This is a genomic window from Nocardia terpenica, assembly GCF_013186535.1.
Lineage (GTDB): Bacteria > Actinomycetota > Actinomycetes > Mycobacteriales > Mycobacteriaceae > Nocardia > Nocardia terpenica.
Genome location: NZ_JABMCZ010000005.1, coordinates 814,081 through 830,614, shown reverse-complemented (window position 1 = coordinate 830,614; position 16,534 = coordinate 814,081). Strand labels below are relative to the sequence as shown.

The window sequence follows — 16,534 nt, the reverse complement described above, 5'->3', positions numbered from 1 at the left end:
AATCGGCGCCGACTACCCGAACGAGTAGTCGGCGCGGAGTGCCTACAGTGCCACCGGAATACGGTGTAATGCGGCGCGGGCCCGGGTCTCGCCGCGGTGGTAGGAGCGTTCGGCGGAAATGGTCAGGGCCCGGTGATAGTGCCGCTCGGCCTGTTCGGTATCGCCGTCGGTCGCGGCGGTGCGGCCGAGCCAGAGCAGGGCCTCGACGGCCTCGGTCCACAGCGACAGCTCCTGCGCCGCGTGCAGGGCCTCGTGATGCATCCGAATCGCCTGCCCCCGACGGCCGTCGGACTCCGCCAGCGTGGCCATGGCGCGCGCCGCCCGCAATTGGCCCCACCGGTCGCCGAGCTCCCGGAATGTCGCCGCCGCCCGTTCCGCGTCGGCGTGCGCCGCCGGGGTGCGGCTGGCGCATTCGACCAGGGCGATCGCCTCGGTCCATCGGTCGCCGTGTGCGCGGGATTCGACCAGGCTGTGCTCGATCAGCCGCCGCCCCGCGACCTCGTGCCCGTCGTCGAGCATCGCCGAGCCGAGGAACCAGCGCAACCGCGCGCGCAGCCGCGGATCGCCGACGCTGTCGACCGAATCCGGTGTGGCAGTAGCGAATCGGCCCTCGGGTGCGGTGCGGGCCTCGACACCGGCGAGCCACCCCTGTGCCACGGCGCGGGCCGCGGGGGACCCGCCCTCGAGCGCCAGCGCCGCGCGCAGGGAGCGCCGGGCCTCCACCAGGCGGCCGCGCAGGAACCAGTACCACGCCAGCGCGCCGACCATGCGCAGCGCGTCCTCGGCATGCCGCTCCCGCAGCGAGATGTCCAGGGCCCGGCGCAGATTCACCGTCTCGGCGTCGAGCTGCCGCAGTCGGTGGCCCTGGTCGGGGCCGCGCAGGCTCCGGTCGGCGTGTTCGGCGAGGTCGAGGTAGCAGCGGACGAAGCGGCCGCGCACCGCCGCCGATTCGCCCGCCTCGTCCAGCCGCTCCGCGCCGTAGGCCGCGACCGATTCCAGCAGCCGGAACCGATCGCGGTCACGGACCACCAGGGAGCGATCGGCCAGCCGAAACAGCAACCCCGGCACCCGATCCGGGAGAAGGTGCTCGTCGGCGCAGACCGTCGTCGCGTCGCGCACCGTAGACCCGTCGGCGTGGATCGACAGCCGTCGCAGCACCGCCCGCTCGGCGTCGTCGAGCAGCTCCCAGCTCCAGTCGATCATCGCCCGCAGCGTCCGATGTCGTTGCGTGCGTCCGCGTCTGGGCCCGATCGGCAGATTGAACCGGTCGTCGAGCCGCTCGGCGACCTCGTGCGGGGTCAGGGTGCGCAGCACCGGCGCCACCAGTTCGAGCGCGAGCGGGATGCCATCGAGGCGTCGGCAGATCGCCGCCACCGCACCGGCATTCGTGTCGTCCAGCGCGAAATCCGGTGCGGCCGCGGCCACGCGCTCCACGAACAGGCGCACCGCGCCGTACCGGGCCGCCACGCCGGGATCGTCCACACCGTCTCCCGGCGAGGCCAGGGGCCGCACCGACACCAGCGATTCGCCCGGAATCTCCACCGGCTCACGGCTGGTCAGCAGCAGGCGGACACCGGCCGCGCCGGACAGCAGCAGCTCGGCGACGGCCGCGACGGGTTCGAGCACATGCTCGCAGTTGTCCAGGAGCAGCAGCATGCGCTTGTCGGCCACCGTTTTTCGGAGCCACCCCGTCAGATCCGACGAATCGGGTTCCACCGCGGCGGTTTCGCACAGGCCCAGCGACACCACGATCCGCTCGGAGACGTCGTCGGCGGTGCACGCGCCACCGAGACCGGCCAGCTCGACGAACCACACCCCGTCGGGGAACCGGTCGCGGAGCCGATCCGCGGCGGCCAGCGCGAGCCGGGTCTTGCCGACGCCGCCGGGACCGGTCAGCGTCACCATGCGGGTGGGCGAATCGTCGCGCAGCGCCGCGACCATCCGCTCCGTCGCCTCTTCCCGTCCGACCAGGGAGGTCGCCGGTGTGGGCAGATTGGTCCGCGCCAGCGGCGGCGAAATCGGCTGTGGCACGGTGAGGTCCGGGTCGTGGTGCAGCATCGCCTCGTACAGCGCGGTCGATTCCGGTCCCGGGCGCACCCCCAGCTCGTCGGCCAGCCGCCGCCGCAGGTCGTGGAAGCTGTTCATCGCCTCGGTGGTCAGGCCCGCACCGTAGAGCGCCCGAATGTGCGCCGCGCGCAGCCGTTCCCGCAGCGGGTGGCGCGCGACGAGGTCGGTGAGTTCGGCGGCCACCGCGGCATGCTGTCCCAGCTCCAGGCGGGCCGCGGCCCGGTCCTCGATCGCGACCATCCGCTCCTCGGTCAGGCGCGCGATCTCCCCGTCCGCGAACGGCCACGCGGCGAACTCGCTGTAGGCCGGTCCGCGCCACAGCGCCAGTGCCTCGGTGAGCAGGTCCGCTCGCTGCCGGGGCGTGGGCGCGGCGCGGGCCCGGTCCACCAGGTCGCGGAACCGGATCGCGTCGACGTCCGCGTCGTCGAGGTGCAGCCGGTAACCGCACTGCCGATAGGTCACCCGGTCGCGTCCCAAGGCCCCGCGGAGCTGGGAAACCTTGCGCTGCAACGTATTGAGCGCCGTCCTGGGCGGGCGGCCCGCCCACAGGTGGTCGACGAGCCGGTCCGCGGGCACCAGGCCGCCGCGGTGGACGAGCAGAATCGCCAGCAGCGCGCGCACCTTCGGCTCCAGCACGCTGATCTCCTGTCCACCCGCGGCGCGAACGGTCAGCGGGCCGAGTACCTCGAAGCGCATGCACCAACCCTATCGCCAGCATTTCGTCAGCGGTTCACCTGCGCGGACCGACAGTCTGGACGGTATGAACACCTCCTCGGTCGTACATCGCGCCGGTCCCCGGGAATGGGCGGGGCTGGCGATCCTGGCGCTGCCGACGGCGCTGCTCGGGCTCGACGTCACCATCCTGTACCTGGCGCTGCCCGCCCTGTCGGTGGATCTGCGGCCGAGCAGCACCGAGGCGCTGTGGATCATGGACGCGTACGGATTTCTCGTCGCCGGATTCCTCATCACCATGGGCACCCTCGGTGATCGGGTGGGCCGCCGCCGGGTGCTGATGATCGGCGCCGCCGCCTTCGGGGCGGTGTCGGTCGTCGCGGCGTTCGCCCCCAATCCGGAGATCCTGATCGCGAGCCGCGCCGCGCTCGGCGTCGCCGGGGCCACGCTCATGCCGTCCACGCTGTCGCTGATCAGCACCATGTTCACCGACGCCCGGCAGCGCGCCGTCGCGGTCGGCATCTGGGCGATGATGTTCGCGCTGGGCATGGCCGCGGGGCCGCTGGTCGGGGGCGTGCTGCTGGACCGGTTCTGGTGGGGTTCGGCGTTTCTGATCGCGGTGCCGCTGGTGGCGATCCTGCTGGCGCTGGCGCCGGTGCTGCTGCCCGAATACCGCGCCCCCGACAGCGGCCGGATCGATCTGGTGAGTGTGGCGCTGTCGCTGGCTGCGATCCTGCCCGTGATCTACGTCGTGAAGCGGGTGGCCAAGGACGGCCTGGACGTGGGTGGCGGCGTAATCCTGGTCGCCGGAATCGTTTTCGGGTGGGTGTTCGTGCGGCGGCAGCGCCGCATCGCCGACCCGCTGCTGGACATGACGCTGTTCGCGAGCCGGACGTTCACCGCCGCGCTCGGTGTGCTGCTGTTCGGGCTGATCGGCGTCGGTGGCGTGATGTTCCTGGTGACGCAGTACGTTCAGCTCGTCGCGCAGGTCTCGCCGATCGCGGCCGGGCTGTGGATGGGGCCGCCCGCGCTGATGATGTTCGTGGCCGCGCTCGCGGCGCCGCTCGTCGCCCGCCGGATCCGTCCCGGCCTGATCGTGGCGGGCACGCTGGCCGTCTCCACCGTCGGCTATCTGCTCATCCTGCGGGCGGGCAGCACGGGCGGAATCACGCTCGTGGTCGCGGGATTCGCGCTGGTGTATCTCGGCCTCGGCGCGATCGCCGCGCTCGGAACCGATCTGGTCGTCGGGGCCGCGCCCGCCGCCAAATCCGGTTCCGCGGCCGGGATGTCGGAAACCGTGCAGGAGATGGGACTGGCGCTGGGGGTCGCCGTGCTCGGCAGCCTCACCACCGCCGTATACCGGCACCACATCGACGGGCACCTGCCCGCTGGGTTCGGCTCCCGGGGCGCGGACGCGGTCCGCGACAGCCTCGCGGGCGCGGTCTCCGCCGAAGCCGATCTCGCGCCGGGCGTGCTGGATACGGCCAAGGACGCGTTCACCGCGGGCATGCACACCTCGGCCCTGGTCGCCGGGATCGGTGTCCTCGCGCTGACCCTGGTGTCGGTGGTCGTGCTCCGCCACGTCGGAACCATCGATAGCGACGGCTATTCGTCCGGCGAAAAACCCTGACCGACGACGTTTTTCGATCCTTCCCCTACGCATTCCGGTCGTATTCGACTACTCGATCGCGCAGTGTTCGCCGCGGCGTCGGCTCCCTAGCCTGAATGCGAACGGCCGAATAATGCTTCGAAGGGGGCTGGATCGCTATGGTGCCGACGGATCGATCGGAAGTATTTCTACTCAACGGTTATCAGCGGGATATCTGGGCGGCCGAATTGCGGAATCCCGGTGGACCGCAATTCAATGTGGTGGTGCACGAGTCGCTCGCGGGGCGGGTGGATATCGGGCGGCTCGGGGAGTGTGTGCGGCGCGCGGTCGGGCGGCGCGACGCGTTCGGGTTGCGGTTCGAGGAGGACGAGGCGGGAAATCCGCAGGCGCGCCGCGTATCCGGCGCGGACGCCGCGCCCGTGGTCGTCGACCTGTCCGGGGACGCCGATCCCGGCGCCGCCGTGCGGCAGTGGTGCGCGGATCGGCTCGGCGAAGGATTCGATCTGCGGAGCGGGCAGCCGCTGTACCGGGCGGCGATTCTCGTCGAGAGCGCGACCGTGACCCATCTGTTCGTCGAAACTCACCACCTGGTCTCGGATTCATGGGGACTCAATGTATTGACATCGGAGATCCTCACCAACTATGAGACCGGGGCGGCCGCGGCGGCGGATGCGCCGTCGTATGCCGAATCCGTCGACGATTACGAGAAGTACCGGAATTCGCCCGAATACCAGCGGGATCGGGATTTCTACCGGGACTATCTCGACGGGGTGGCGCCCGCCCTGTTCTCGCGCACCGGCGTCGGGCGCGCGGACCGCGGGCGCTGCTCGTTCGTGATCGAGGACAAGTTCGTGCGGCGGATCCTCGAGGACGACATGTCCCCGTTCGCGTATCTCGCCGCCGCCCTGGCGATCTGCCTCGGCCGCGTCCACCGCGCCGAGGAGATCGTGGTGGGTGTCCCGTTCCTGAACCGCCGCGGGGACCGGCAGCGCGACCTCGTCGCCCAGTTCGCCAACAACCTTCCGCTGCGGGTGCCCACCACGGAGGAGGTGTCGCTGAACGAGCTCGCCGGACGGATCGGCACGACGGTCCGCGCGCTCCGCGAGCACGAGCGGCTGCCGTTCGGCGAGATCCTGCGGGCGCTGCCCGCCTCGGGCGCCGACCGGCGCCAGCTGTTCGACGTGACGCTGTCGTATCTGCATTTCCCTCGGCCGCAGGCGATTTCGGATGTCGCGGTGACGACGACCATGATGGCGCCCGTGCACGACGCGCACGCGCTGTCGATCATGGTGCAGGCGTTCGACGGCGAACAGCAGCTGCGGGTGGACCTGGACTACGCCCGCGACGTGTTCGACGGCGACTTCTCCGCGGAGGCGCTGGGTGTGCACGTCACCGAGCTGATCCGGCAGGGGCTGGAGGTCGGCGAACTGCCGACGAAGTACCTGTCCATGCTCACCGACGACGAGTACGAGAACGCGGTCCGCGGCAATCAGGGTGCGCTGGTGGAGTATTCGTCGGAGAAGACGCTGCACCGCAGCTTCGCCGAGCAGGCCGCCCGGACACCCGAGGCGGCGGCGGTCGTGGACGACGCGTCCGGGGACACCGTCACCTACCGGCAGCTGGAGCGGCGGTCCAATCAGGTGGCGCGGGCGTTGCGCGCGGCCGGTGTCGGCCCCGGCGAGCGGGTCGCGATCATGGCCCGGCGCGGCCCGGAACTGCTGCCCGGCCTGCTCGGCATTCTCAAGGCGGGCGGCGCGTATGTGCCCGTCGACCCGTCCTATCCGCCCGACCGAATCCGGATGCTGCTGGCCGACTGCGCCCCCGCGGCCGTGCTGACCTCGGCGGGGGTCGACCCGGGCGCGGAGCTGCCCGCCGTGCTGCGCGTCGCCGATCTGTGGCACGGCTCCGACGCCGCGCTCACCCCCACCGGGACCGCCGAGGACGTCGCCTACGTCATCTACACCTCGGGCTCGACCGGCCGCCCGAAGGGTGTCATGGTCGAACACCACGCGGTGGCCAATCGGCTGATGTGGATGCAGCGCCGGTACCCGATCGGGCCCGGCGACACGCTCCTGCAGAAGACGCCGACCTCGTTCGATGTCTCGGTGTGGGAGCTGTTCTGGTGGGGGCAGACCGGTGCGCGGGTGGCGCTGCTGCCGCCGGGCGCGGAGAAGGATCCGCGCGAGATCGTGCGCGCGGTGGGGGAGCACGCGGTCACCGCGGTGCATTTCGTGCCGTCCATGCTCGGCCCGTTCCTCCAGACGCTCGCGGAGGACCCCGCGCTGCACCGGTCGGTGGCGTCGCTGCGCTACGTGTTCTGCAGCGGCGAGGCGCTGCCCGCGGAACGCGTCAACCAGTTCCACCGGATCTTCGACGAGCGGACCGCGCTGGTGAACCTGTACGGCCCGACGGAGGCGGCGGTCGATGTCACCGCGTTCGAATGCCCCTCCGCGGCAACGGGTCCGGTGACCCGGGTGCCGATCGGGACGCCGGTGGACAACACCGCGGTCTATGTGCTCGGCAAGCACGATCGGCCGCAGCCCGTCGGCGTGCCCGGGGAGCTGTGCATCGGCGGCGTGCAGGTGGCCCGCGGATACCTCGATCGGCCGGACCTGACCGCCCAGCGCTTCGGCGCCGACCCGTTCCGGCCCGCCGGGCGGCTCTACCGCACCGGTGATCTGGGACGATTCCTCGCCGACGGCACCATCGAGTATCTGGGCCGCATCGACGATCAGGTGAAGATCCGCGGCAACCGGGTCGAGCTCGGCGAGGTGCAGAACGCCCTGGTCGCCCTGCCCGATATTCGCGACGCGGTGGTGATCGATCGCGAATCCGCCGACCGCGGCAGGGTGCTCGTCGCCTACTATGTCGCCGACCGCGAGCGTGATCACCTCGATCTGCGGTCCCGGCTGGCGGAATCCCTGCCGGACTACATGATTCCGTCGCACCTCGTCCGAATCGACCGGGTGCCACTGACTCCCAACGGCAAGGCCGACCGGCGGCGGCTGCCGGAGCTGTCCGTCGAGGCGGTCGGCGGCGACGACGAACCGCGCGACGAGCGCGAGGCCACCCTGGCCCGGATCTGGGCGCAGGTGCTGGGCGTGCAGCGGGTGGGCATCCACTCCGACTACTTCGCCGTGGGCGGCGACTCGATCACCATGCTGCGGGTGCGGGCGCTGGCCGAGCGCGCCGGAATCCGTTTCGGCCTGGACGAATTCGTGGCCAACCCCACCGTGGCCGCGCTGGCCGCGCGGCGATGCGGCGGCCGAGCCCGAGCCGCGCCCGGCGCTCGCGCCGTTCGCGCTGGTGTCGCACGTGGACCGGGCGCGGCTGGGCGCCTACGAGGACGCCTACCCGGTGACCCGGCTGCAACTGGGGCTGCTGTTCCACAGCCGGGAACGCCAGGGATCGGCCACCTACCGCGACGTCTTCCGCTACAGCCTCGAATTGCCCTGGAACGACGAGGTTTTCCGCACCTGCTTCGACGCGCTCGTCGCCCGCCACCCCGCGCTGCGGTCGTCGTTCGACCTCGGCGGCTACTCCGAGCCGCTGCAGATCGTGCACCGCGCCATCGACCCGGCAGTCGACGTGGTCGATCTGCGCGACGCCCCGCCGGAGTCGGCCGAGGCCCGCATCCACGACCACATCGAGCGGCGGCGGCGCTACGACTACCGGTTCGAACGGCCGGGGCTGCACCACCTCCGGGCGTTCCTGCTGCCCGGCACCGTCGAACTGGTGCTGAGCTTCCACCACGCGATCCTCGACGGCGGCAGCGTCGCCAATCTCGTCTCGGAGTTGTTGCGGGACTACACCTATGCGCTGGGCCTGCACACCGACCCGGTGCGGCGCAAGCAATTGCCCTCTCCGGCACTGTATGTCGTCGAGGAGCGCCGCGCGGAGGCGTCGCGGCGCAGCCGCGACCACTGGCGGGCGGAACTGCGCGACGCGGATCCGGTGCGGCTGGAAGGGTTTCGGCCGCACGAGCCCGCCGACGCACGGCAGGCGCTCGTCGTCCGCGATCTGACGCTCGACGCCGACCTCACCGCGGCCGTGCACGCCGTCGCCCGCGACCGCCGGGTGCCGGTGAAGTCGGTGTTGTTCGCGGCGCACGTCACCCTGCTGCGGGTGTTCGGCGGACGCGACGATGTCACGACGGGCCTGGTGACGCACGGACGCCCGGAAGTCGAAGACGCCGAACACCTCTGCGGCCTGTTCCTCAATACCGTGCCGGTGCGGGCGCGCATCGCGCCGCGCACCTGGTTCGACACCGTGCACGAGGTGCTGGCGCGCGAACGCGACGCCTACCCGCACCGGCGGGTGCCGCTGGCGGTGATCCAGGGCGATACGGGCCACTCCCAGCTGGTCGACACCGCGTTCAACTTCATTCACTTCCGCCAACTCGGCGACGTGTTCCGGCTACCCGGTATCGCCGATCGCGGCTTCCTCGCCTGGGAGGAAACGAATTTCGCGCTGCTGATCAATGCCATGCTCGGTCCCGCCGACGACGGCATCCGGATACGGATCGACGGCAGCCCCCGCCTGTTCACCGAGGCCCAGGGAGATCTCTACGCCGACACCTTCGTCCGGATCCTGCGCGCCATCGCCGAACGACCCGACGAACCCGCCGACCGATCGGTGTTCGCGCCCGCGATCGCCGGTCCGCGCCCGGCGCGGCCGCACGCGGATGTGGTGCGGGCCTTCCTGTCTCATGCCCGGCACACTCCGGCCGTCGAGGCGCTCGTCGCGGCGGACGAGGTGTGGACCTACGCCGACGTGGAGCTGCGCTCCGCGCGCATCGCCCGCAGCCTGGTGCGGTCCGGGGCGCGGCCGGGCGATCGGATCGGCATCGCCATGGCCCGCTCGCCGCGCAGCGTGGTCGCGCGGCTGGCGGTGGCGCGGGCGGGCTGTTCGGCGGTACCGCTGGACGTGTCCTATCCGCCGGAACGGCTGCGGTACATGATCGAGCAGAGCGCGCCGTCGCACGTCGTCGCGGAGGACGAGCACGCACACCTGTTCGGCGACGCCACCGTGACGTCCTACGATGCGCTGCTGGATCTTTCGCACGACCGCGACGACGACACGGCGACGCTGCCGGAGATCTCCCCCGACGACGAGGCGTACCTGCTGTTCACCTCGGGCTCCACCGGGCAGCCGAAAGCCGTTGCCATGCCGCATCGTTCGCTCGCCAACCTGGTGGCGTGGCAGAACGGCATCGCCAGCGGCGCGGTCGGCGGCCGGACACTGCATTACGCCCCACTGAGTTTCGACGTCTCCTTCCAGGAGATGTACTCGACGCTGTGCGGCGGCGGCGCACTGGTCATCGCGCCCGACGACCTGCGCCGCGATATGCCGGAGCTGCTGCGGTTCATCGACCGCGAGGCCGTGGAGCGGGTGTACATGCCGTTCGTGGCGCTGCAACGGCTGGCGGAGGCCGCCGACACCCTCGGCATCACGCCGCGCGGCCTGCGGATCGTCTGCTCCTCCGGCGAACAGCTGCGGCTGACCGAGGAACTGCGCCGCTTCTGCGCGGCGCTCGGCCCGGACCTGGTGCTCGAAAACCAGTACGGGCCCACCGAAACCCACGTGGCGGCGGCCCACGCCATGACCGGCGAGGCTGCGGCGTTCCCGGACCTGCCGCCGATCGGCCACCCGATCGACGGCGCCCAGGTGCTGGTGCTGGACGACCGCGGACGGCCGGTGCCGGTGGGGGCCAAGGGCGAGATCTTCCTCGGCGGCGCGGTGCTCGCCGACGGCTACGCCGGACGCCCGGCCCTGACCGAGGAGCGATTCGTCCCGAATCCGCACGGGCGGCCGGGGGAGCGGCTGTACCGGACCGGTGATATCGGCATACTCCTGTCCGATGGCGCGGTGGTCACCCTGGGCCGGGCCGACCGGCAGGTGAAGATTCGCGGCTACCGCGTCGAACCGGCCGAGGCCGAACTCGCGATCGCCGAGGCCGCGGCGGCGACGGCGGCCGCGATCGATGAGATCGCCGTCGTGGCGCGGCGCGATCGTGCGGGCGACGCCTTCCTGGCGGCGTTCCTCGTCGGCGACGCCGAGCGCACCGACCTGACCGCCCTCGGGCGCCGACTACGCGAACGACTGCCCGACTACCTGGCGCCGACCCACTACGAGTGGATCTCCGCAATCCCGTTGACCCCCAGCGGAAAACGCGACGACGCCGCGCTGCGGGACGCGCCGCTCACCCGGATCGCCGCCGCCGACCGGGTGCCGCCCCGCGACGACTACGAGCGGGCGCTCGCCGAGATCCTGATCGAACTGCTGGGCGTGCCCGATATCGGCGTGCACGACAACCTTTTCGACCTGGGCGCCACCTCGGTGACCGCGATGCGGACGGTCGTGCTCGTCGAGCACCGGTTCGGCGTCGGCCTCCCGCTGTCGCGGTTCATCACCTCCCCGACGATCGCCGACCTGGCGATCGGCCTGCGGGACAGCGATGTTCGGGCCGCCGAGGGGCATTCCGGATTCGACCCGCTGGTGACGATCAAGGCCGACGGCGACCGGACGCCGCTGTTCTACGTGCATCCGATGGGCGGAAACGTGCTGTGCTACGTGCCTTTCACCCGGCACCTGCCCGCCGACCGCCCGTTCTACGCCTTCCAGGCGGCCGGATCCGATTCCGGCACCCAGCCGGTCCGCGGCGTCGAGCGGCTGGCCGCCGACTACATCGCCGCCATGCGCCGGGTGCAGCCCGCGGGCCCGTACCACATCGGCGGTTGGTCCTTCGGCGGGTTCGTGGCCTTCGAGATGGCCCGCCAGCTGCGCGCCGCGGGCGAGAGCATCGGCTCGCTGGTCCTGTTAGACACCACCGCGCTCAATCCCGACCGCAGCTCCTGGACCGACGACGAGGCCCTGCTCGGCTGGTTCTTCTGGGAACTGCTGTGGTTGCGGCGCGGCGGCAACTCGCCCGAGATCCGGATCCCGGCCGAATTGCGGTCGCTGGAGGAGAAATTCGAGTTCATGACCGAACTGGCGGTCGCCGAGGGGGTGCTGCCGAAGGACAGCAGCGGCGCGGTCGTCCGGCGACTGTTCCGGCTCTACGAGGCGAACTGGCGGGCCGCCTTCGACTACCACCCGGAGGTCGTCGACCAGGACATGGTCCTGGTGCGGGCGAAGGAGCCGCTGCCGGGCGTGCTGCGGTCCATGCACACGGCCATCGACAGCCTGCACGCCGATCCGGCCAACGGGTGGGGGCAGCGCACGTCCGGCCGCCTCACGGTGCTCGAGGTGGAGGGTGACCACCTCACCCTCATGGAGGAGCCCTACGTCGCGGCCACCGTCGACGCCATTATCACCACCGCCAATTCCGAACAGGCAGAGGAGATCTGAGTATGTCCGCGAACAAGTCGGCCATCGTCGTCGGCGCGGGGATCGGTGGCCTGACCGCGGCGATCGCCCTGCGGCAGGTCGGCATCGACGTCCACGTCTACGAGCGGGCCGCGCAGATCCGCTCCGGCGGATTCGGGCTCTCGGTGATGAGCAACGCCATCGCCGCGCTCGAATCGCTCGGCATCGACCTGCGCCTGGAACGGCACGGGCGGGTGCTGGAGCGCTACTACGTCAAGGATCGCCACGGCAGGCTGCTGCGGGAGTTCCCGTTCCCGGAGATCATCGAGCGCGTGGGCGCGCCCAGCGTCTGCGTCGGCCGCGCCGATCTGCTTGCCGCCCTGCGCGAGTACGCCGCGGACCTGCCCGTCACCGTCGGCGCCGCCGTCGAACGCTTCGAGCCGATCGGCGACCGGGTCCGGGTGCACTTCGACGACGGCCGATCCGCCGACGCGGACATGCTGATCGGCGCGGACGGATTCCATTCGGCCGTGCGCAAACAGATCGCCGGTCCGGGCGAGCGGTGGCACGACAGCGGATACATCGTGTGGCTCGGCATCACCGACTACGAGCATCCCCGGTTCGCGCCCGGCTCGGTCGTGCACCACTGGGGCGACGGCATGCGGTTCGGGCTGGTCGACATCGGCCACGGCCGCCTGTACTGGTGGGGCACCAAGAACATGCCGCTGGATCGGTCCATGTCCTGGAACGGCGGCAAAGCCGAACTGCTCGAGGAGTATTCGGGCTGGCCGGACGAGGTGCTGACCGCGATCCGGGTCACCGCCGAGGAGAACCTGATCAGCACCAACACCCGGGACCGGCCGTTCCTCGAGCGCTGGGGCGCCGGGCCGGTGACCTTGCTCGGCGACGCCGCGCACCCGATGCTCACCAGCCTCGGCCAGGGCGCGGCCATGGCGATCGAGGACGCGGTGGTGCTGGCCCGGCACCTCGAGCACGCCACCGATATCGACGACGGGCTGCGCGGCTACGAGGACGCCCGGCGCGAGCGGACCCGCGCGATCGTGGAGTCGACCCGGGCGATCAGCGATTTCGAACAGTCGCAGGGACCGATCCGCCGCCGCATCCGCGACGGGTACTTCCGGTTCATGCCGCACCGCACGCTGGTGCGAAAACTGGAGCCCGCGTTGACCTTTCCGGGGGTGACCGCATGACAGCGCGGGACCGTACCGGCAAGGTCGTGGTCGTCACCGGGGCCGCCACCGGATTGGGCCGCGACTGCGTCCTCGATCTGGAAGACCGCGGCTTCCGGGTGGTGGCCGGGGTGCGCCGGACCGAGGACGGCGAGAAACTGGTGGCGGCCGCGCGGCACGGCCGCCTCCGGTACGCCCTCGTCGACGTCACCGACGACGACTCCATCCGGGCCTGCGCCGAATTCGTCGACAGCGAATACGGCGAGCTGTGGGGACTGGTCAACAATGCGGGAATCTGCATCGCGGGACCGCTGGAATGCATCGGCACACCGCAGTTGCGCCGCCAACTGGACACCAATCTCGTCGGCCAGCTGTCGATGATCCGCGCCCACCTGCCGCTGCTGCGCCGCTCGCGCGGCCGGATCGTCAACATCACCTCCGGCCTCGGCACGGTCGCCTTCCCGCACTTCGGCGCCTATGCCGCAGCGCAATTCGCGAAGGAGGCGCTCAGCGACGCCCTGCGCCGCGAGCTCGCGCCCAGCGGTGTCGAGGTGTCCGTCGTCGCACCGGGCGCGATATTCACACCCATCTGGGACAAGGTGCCGCGGACGGCGGGGCAGGTGCTCGACGAGGCCCCGGCCGAGGTCGCGCAGATCTACCGGGCCGGATTCGAGGCGACGATGAGCGCGAGCGTCCAGCAGGCGCGGGACAGTCACACCACCGGCGAGCAGGTCGCCGCGGTGGTGGCCCGCGCCCTGACCGCGACCCGGCCGCGCACGCGCTATCGCGTCGGACCGGACTCGCGCCGCGTCGCCGTCCTGGCGCGGCTGCTGCCCGATCGGCTCCTCGACCGTTACCTGCGGGGAGGCGCGGATGCGCGCTAGTCCCGTCGCCGAGGCCGCGGCGCCCGCCCGTGAGCTGGGACCCCTCGAACGCTGGTACTGGATCGCCGACCAACTCGCGCCGCTCACGGTGATCGGGCGGGTGCGGGTGCACGGTGCGCTGCCGCATACGCTGCTGCGGACCTCGCTGACCGCACTTCAAGTGCGCCACCCCCTGTTACGGGTCGCCATCGAACCGGACCCGACCGGGAGCAGGCCGCGGTTCGTGCCGATCATCGGTCGCGGCATTCCGCTGGATCACCAGGTGTTCGGCCCGCGCGCGGCGCGGCGGCCACGCTGGGCCGAGGTCGTCGACGACCGGGTGCTCAACGACCGGATCGATTGGCGCGGTGGGCCGTTGGCGAAGGCGACGGTGCTGACCCACCAGTCCGAGTCCGGCGACCCCGGCGGCGACGCGCACGATCTGATCCTGTCCGTCTCGCACGTCGTCTCCGACGGGACGACGGCCCTGTCGCTGGTGCGGCAGTGGCTGGCGCTCGCCGCACACCGGCGGCTGCGCGGCGCGGACATCCAGTTCGCCAGGTCGCCGATGCCCGCCGCCGAGGCGCTGTTCCCGACCGAGCACACCGGCAGGCGCGGCCGGGATCGGGCGCGCGCCAAGCAGACTCGCGACGATCGCGACCTCCGAGCCCTGCGGCCCCGGCGGATCGATCCCGAGACGCCGGTGCCGCCCACCGAGCGGCGCAGCCGCCTGCTGCACCGGTCGCTGCCGCCGGAGGTGCTGGATGCGCTCGTGCGGGCATGCCGCGCACACGGTGTCAGCGTGCACGGCGTTCTCGCCGCCGCCATGATCGCCGCCCTGGCCGAGGACTGCGGCGATACCGTCGGCGGCCATTACTCCATCGGCTCGCCGATCAACTTCCGCGCCGAGCTCGACCCGCCGGTCACCGACGTCGACATGGGCAGCTACGTGGCGACCGTGCCCACCCACGTCGACTACCGGCCCGGCCGCTCGCTGTGGGCGATGGCCCGCGAGGTCAACAACGATCTGCGCGCCCGCAAGCAACTGGGCGAACACTTTTCGATGATCCACGGATTCACCGCGGCGGGACCGGAACGACTCGTCGACAGCGAGCCGTTCGTCCGCTACCTGGACGAGCGGGGGCCGATCAACTACTGCCTGTCCAATATCGGGCGGTTCGACTTTCCCGACGACATCGGGCCGTGGCGGGTGGAGGGCGCGCAGTTCCTCGCCTCGCTGTCGGTGACCGGCGCCATGGTCGCCACCGTCAATTCCTGCCACGGCCACCTGTTCTGGAACTTCACCTACGTCTCCGACGTGCTGTCGCACACCCGCGCCGTGCGCATCGCCGACGGCTGCGTCGCCAAGGTGACGGCCGCCGTCCCGACTTCCCGAGGAGCACACCCGTGACGACACCGCCGATCTTCTCCACCGCGCTGGAGATCCGCGATCTCATTGCCGCCGATCGGCTCGGCGCCGTGGAATCCACGCGCGCCGTGCTCGAATACATCGAACAGACCAATCCCTACCTGAACGCCATTACCGCGATGCGGGCGGCGAAGGCGCTCGACGACGCGCGCGCCGCGGACCGGGTTCCGGCCGCGGAGCGCGGACCGCTGCACGGGGTGCCGTTCGTGATCAAGGCGGTCAACGAGTCGGAAGACCTTCCGGCCGACTACGGTTCGCGCGCCTTCGCCGACTACGTTCCCGGCTTCGATACCGAGGTCGTCGCCCGGCTGCGCGCGGCCGGGGCGATCCTCATCGGCACCACGAACATGCCGGAATTCGGTCTGCGCGTCACCACCGACAATCGGCTCTGGCCCGCGACGCGCAATCCCTGGGACACCGACCACAGCCCGGCCGGTTCCAGCGGCGGGGCGGCGGCCGCGGTGGCCGCGGGCATGGTCCCGCTCGCCCAGGCCGCGGACGGCGGGGGATCGGGGCGGGTGCCCGCCTCCGCCTGCGGCATCGTGGGTCTCAAGCCCAGCCGTGGCCGAACACCATGGGCCCCTTCCGCATACGAGCAGTGGTCGGGTTACGCGGTGAACACTCAGATGGCGCGCACGGTGCGCGATGTCGCGCTGATGCTGGACGTCACGGCCGGGCCGGTGCCGGGCGAACCGTACGGGCTGCCCGCACCGACCGAATCGTTCCTCGCGGCCTGCGATCGCGGGCCCGAGCGGCTGCGGGTCGCCTACCTCGGCACCCCGCCGCACGGTGCGGTCGACGCGGAGGTCGCCTCCGCGTGCCGGGAGGCGGTGGGCGCCTTCGCCGACCAGGGGCACGAGGTGGTGGAGGCCGAGCTGTCTCTGGACGGACTGCTCGATGCGTTCCTCACGGTCATGGCCGGAAACGTGGCGGCCCTGGTGGCGAACGTGCCGGCGGCGCGGCTGTCGGAGCTGGAGCCCTCGACGGTGGAGATCGCCCTGCACGGGCAGCGGCTGACAGCGGCCGACTACTGCGCCGCCGTCGCGGCCGCGCAGCACCGGGCCGCCGAGATCGTCCGGGGCTGGGCCGATTTCGATCTGCTGGTCACCCCGACGCTCACCGTGCAGCCGCCGAAGGTGGACTCGGCGCCGCCCGGGACCGGCTTCCGCGAGCAGTGGCACGAATACGCGAGCTGGCTCGCGTTCACCTATCCGTTCAGCATTACGGGCCAACCGGCCATCAGCGTCCCGGCCGGGCGGACCGCGCAGCACCTGCCGGTGGGGATTCAGCTGGTCGGCGCGCCGGGCGCGGAGGACCGAATCCTGGCCGCCGCGGCCGCATTCGAACAGGCCCGGCCGTGGGTCGCGGAGCGACCGGGAGGGCTGGGCTGACTTTC

The 16,534-nt window shown here is 71.5% G+C and carries 7 protein-coding genes and 1 pseudogene; 7 read left to right on the top strand and 1 reads right to left on the bottom strand.

Translation table 11 applies throughout. The features are described 5' to 3' along the window. Window positions 1-42: 42 nt before the first annotated feature. A complete protein-coding gene (locus HPY32_RS39665; protein WP_067587666.1) occupies window positions 43-2,763 on the bottom strand; it encodes an ATP-binding protein in 2,721 nt (906 codons plus the stop codon). Between the two features lie 64 nt (window positions 2,764-2,827). Between HPY32_RS39665 and HPY32_RS39660 the strand changes: the two genes are divergently transcribed. The 7 genes and pseudogenes from HPY32_RS39660 to HPY32_RS39640 all read left to right on the top strand — a co-directional run bounded on the left by HPY32_RS39660 (window position 2,828) and on the right by HPY32_RS39640 (window position 16,529). Beyond that, entirely contained in the window at window positions 2,828-4,369 is a 1,542-nt protein-coding gene (locus HPY32_RS39660; protein ID WP_067587668.1) for an MFS transporter, read from the top strand. Window positions 4,370-4,506: 137 nt separating this feature from the next. Beyond that, a pseudogene (locus HPY32_RS46690) lies at window positions 4,507-7,539 on the top strand (non-ribosomal peptide synthetase); the annotation flags it as partial. A gap of 115 nt (window positions 7,540-7,654) precedes the next feature. Then, window positions 7,655-11,698: a non-ribosomal peptide synthetase gene (locus HPY32_RS44185; RefSeq protein ID WP_197696486.1), complete on the top strand. Its 4,044-nt coding sequence runs from the start codon at window positions 7,655-7,657 to the stop codon at window positions 11,696-11,698. A gap of 2 nt (window positions 11,699-11,700) precedes the next feature. After that, window positions 11,701-12,867 (top strand): FAD-dependent oxidoreductase, encoded by a 1,167-nt coding sequence (locus HPY32_RS39650; protein ID WP_067587672.1) that lies wholly within the window; start codon window positions 11,701-11,703, stop codon window positions 12,865-12,867. After that, window positions 12,864-13,730: an SDR family oxidoreductase gene (locus HPY32_RS39645; RefSeq protein WP_067587675.1), complete on the top strand. Its 867-nt coding sequence runs from the start codon at window positions 12,864-12,866 to the stop codon at window positions 13,728-13,730. The genes HPY32_RS39650 and HPY32_RS39645 overlap by 4 nt, the downstream gene beginning before the upstream one ends. Next, complete coding sequence (locus tag HPY32_RS44180) at window positions 13,720-15,120, top strand: phthiocerol/phthiodiolone dimycocerosyl transferase family protein (protein ID WP_067587678.1); 1,401 nt, start codon at window positions 13,720-13,722, stop codon at window positions 15,118-15,120. Before HPY32_RS39645 ends, HPY32_RS44180 begins: the two co-directional genes overlap by 11 nt. After that, window positions 15,117-16,529, top strand: a complete 1,413-nt coding sequence (locus tag HPY32_RS39640; protein WP_067587681.1) for an amidase — start codon at window positions 15,117-15,119, stop codon at window positions 16,527-16,529. Before HPY32_RS44180 ends, HPY32_RS39640 begins: the two co-directional genes overlap by 4 nt. Window positions 16,530-16,534 lie beyond the last annotated feature (5 nt).

What these genes read in the sequence shown, in the direction of transcription:
- HPY32_RS39665 (WP_067587666.1), bottom strand. Translation starts at nt 2,763, where the DNA reads ATGCGCTTCGAGGTACTCGGCCCGCTGACCGTTCGCGCCGCGGGTGGA.
- HPY32_RS39660 (WP_067587668.1), top strand. Translation starts at nt 2,828, where the DNA reads ATGAACACCTCCTCGGTCGTACATCGCGCCGGTCCCCGGGAATGGGCG.
- HPY32_RS39650 (WP_067587672.1), top strand. Translation starts at nt 11,701, where the DNA reads ATGTCCGCGAACAAGTCGGCCATCGTCGTCGGCGCGGGGATCGGTGGC.
- HPY32_RS39645 (WP_067587675.1), top strand. Translation starts at nt 12,864, where the DNA reads ATGACAGCGCGGGACCGTACCGGCAAGGTCGTGGTCGTCACCGGGGCC.
- HPY32_RS44180 (WP_067587678.1), top strand. Translation starts at nt 13,720, where the DNA reads ATGCGCGCTAGTCCCGTCGCCGAGGCCGCGGCGCCCGCCCGTGAGCTG.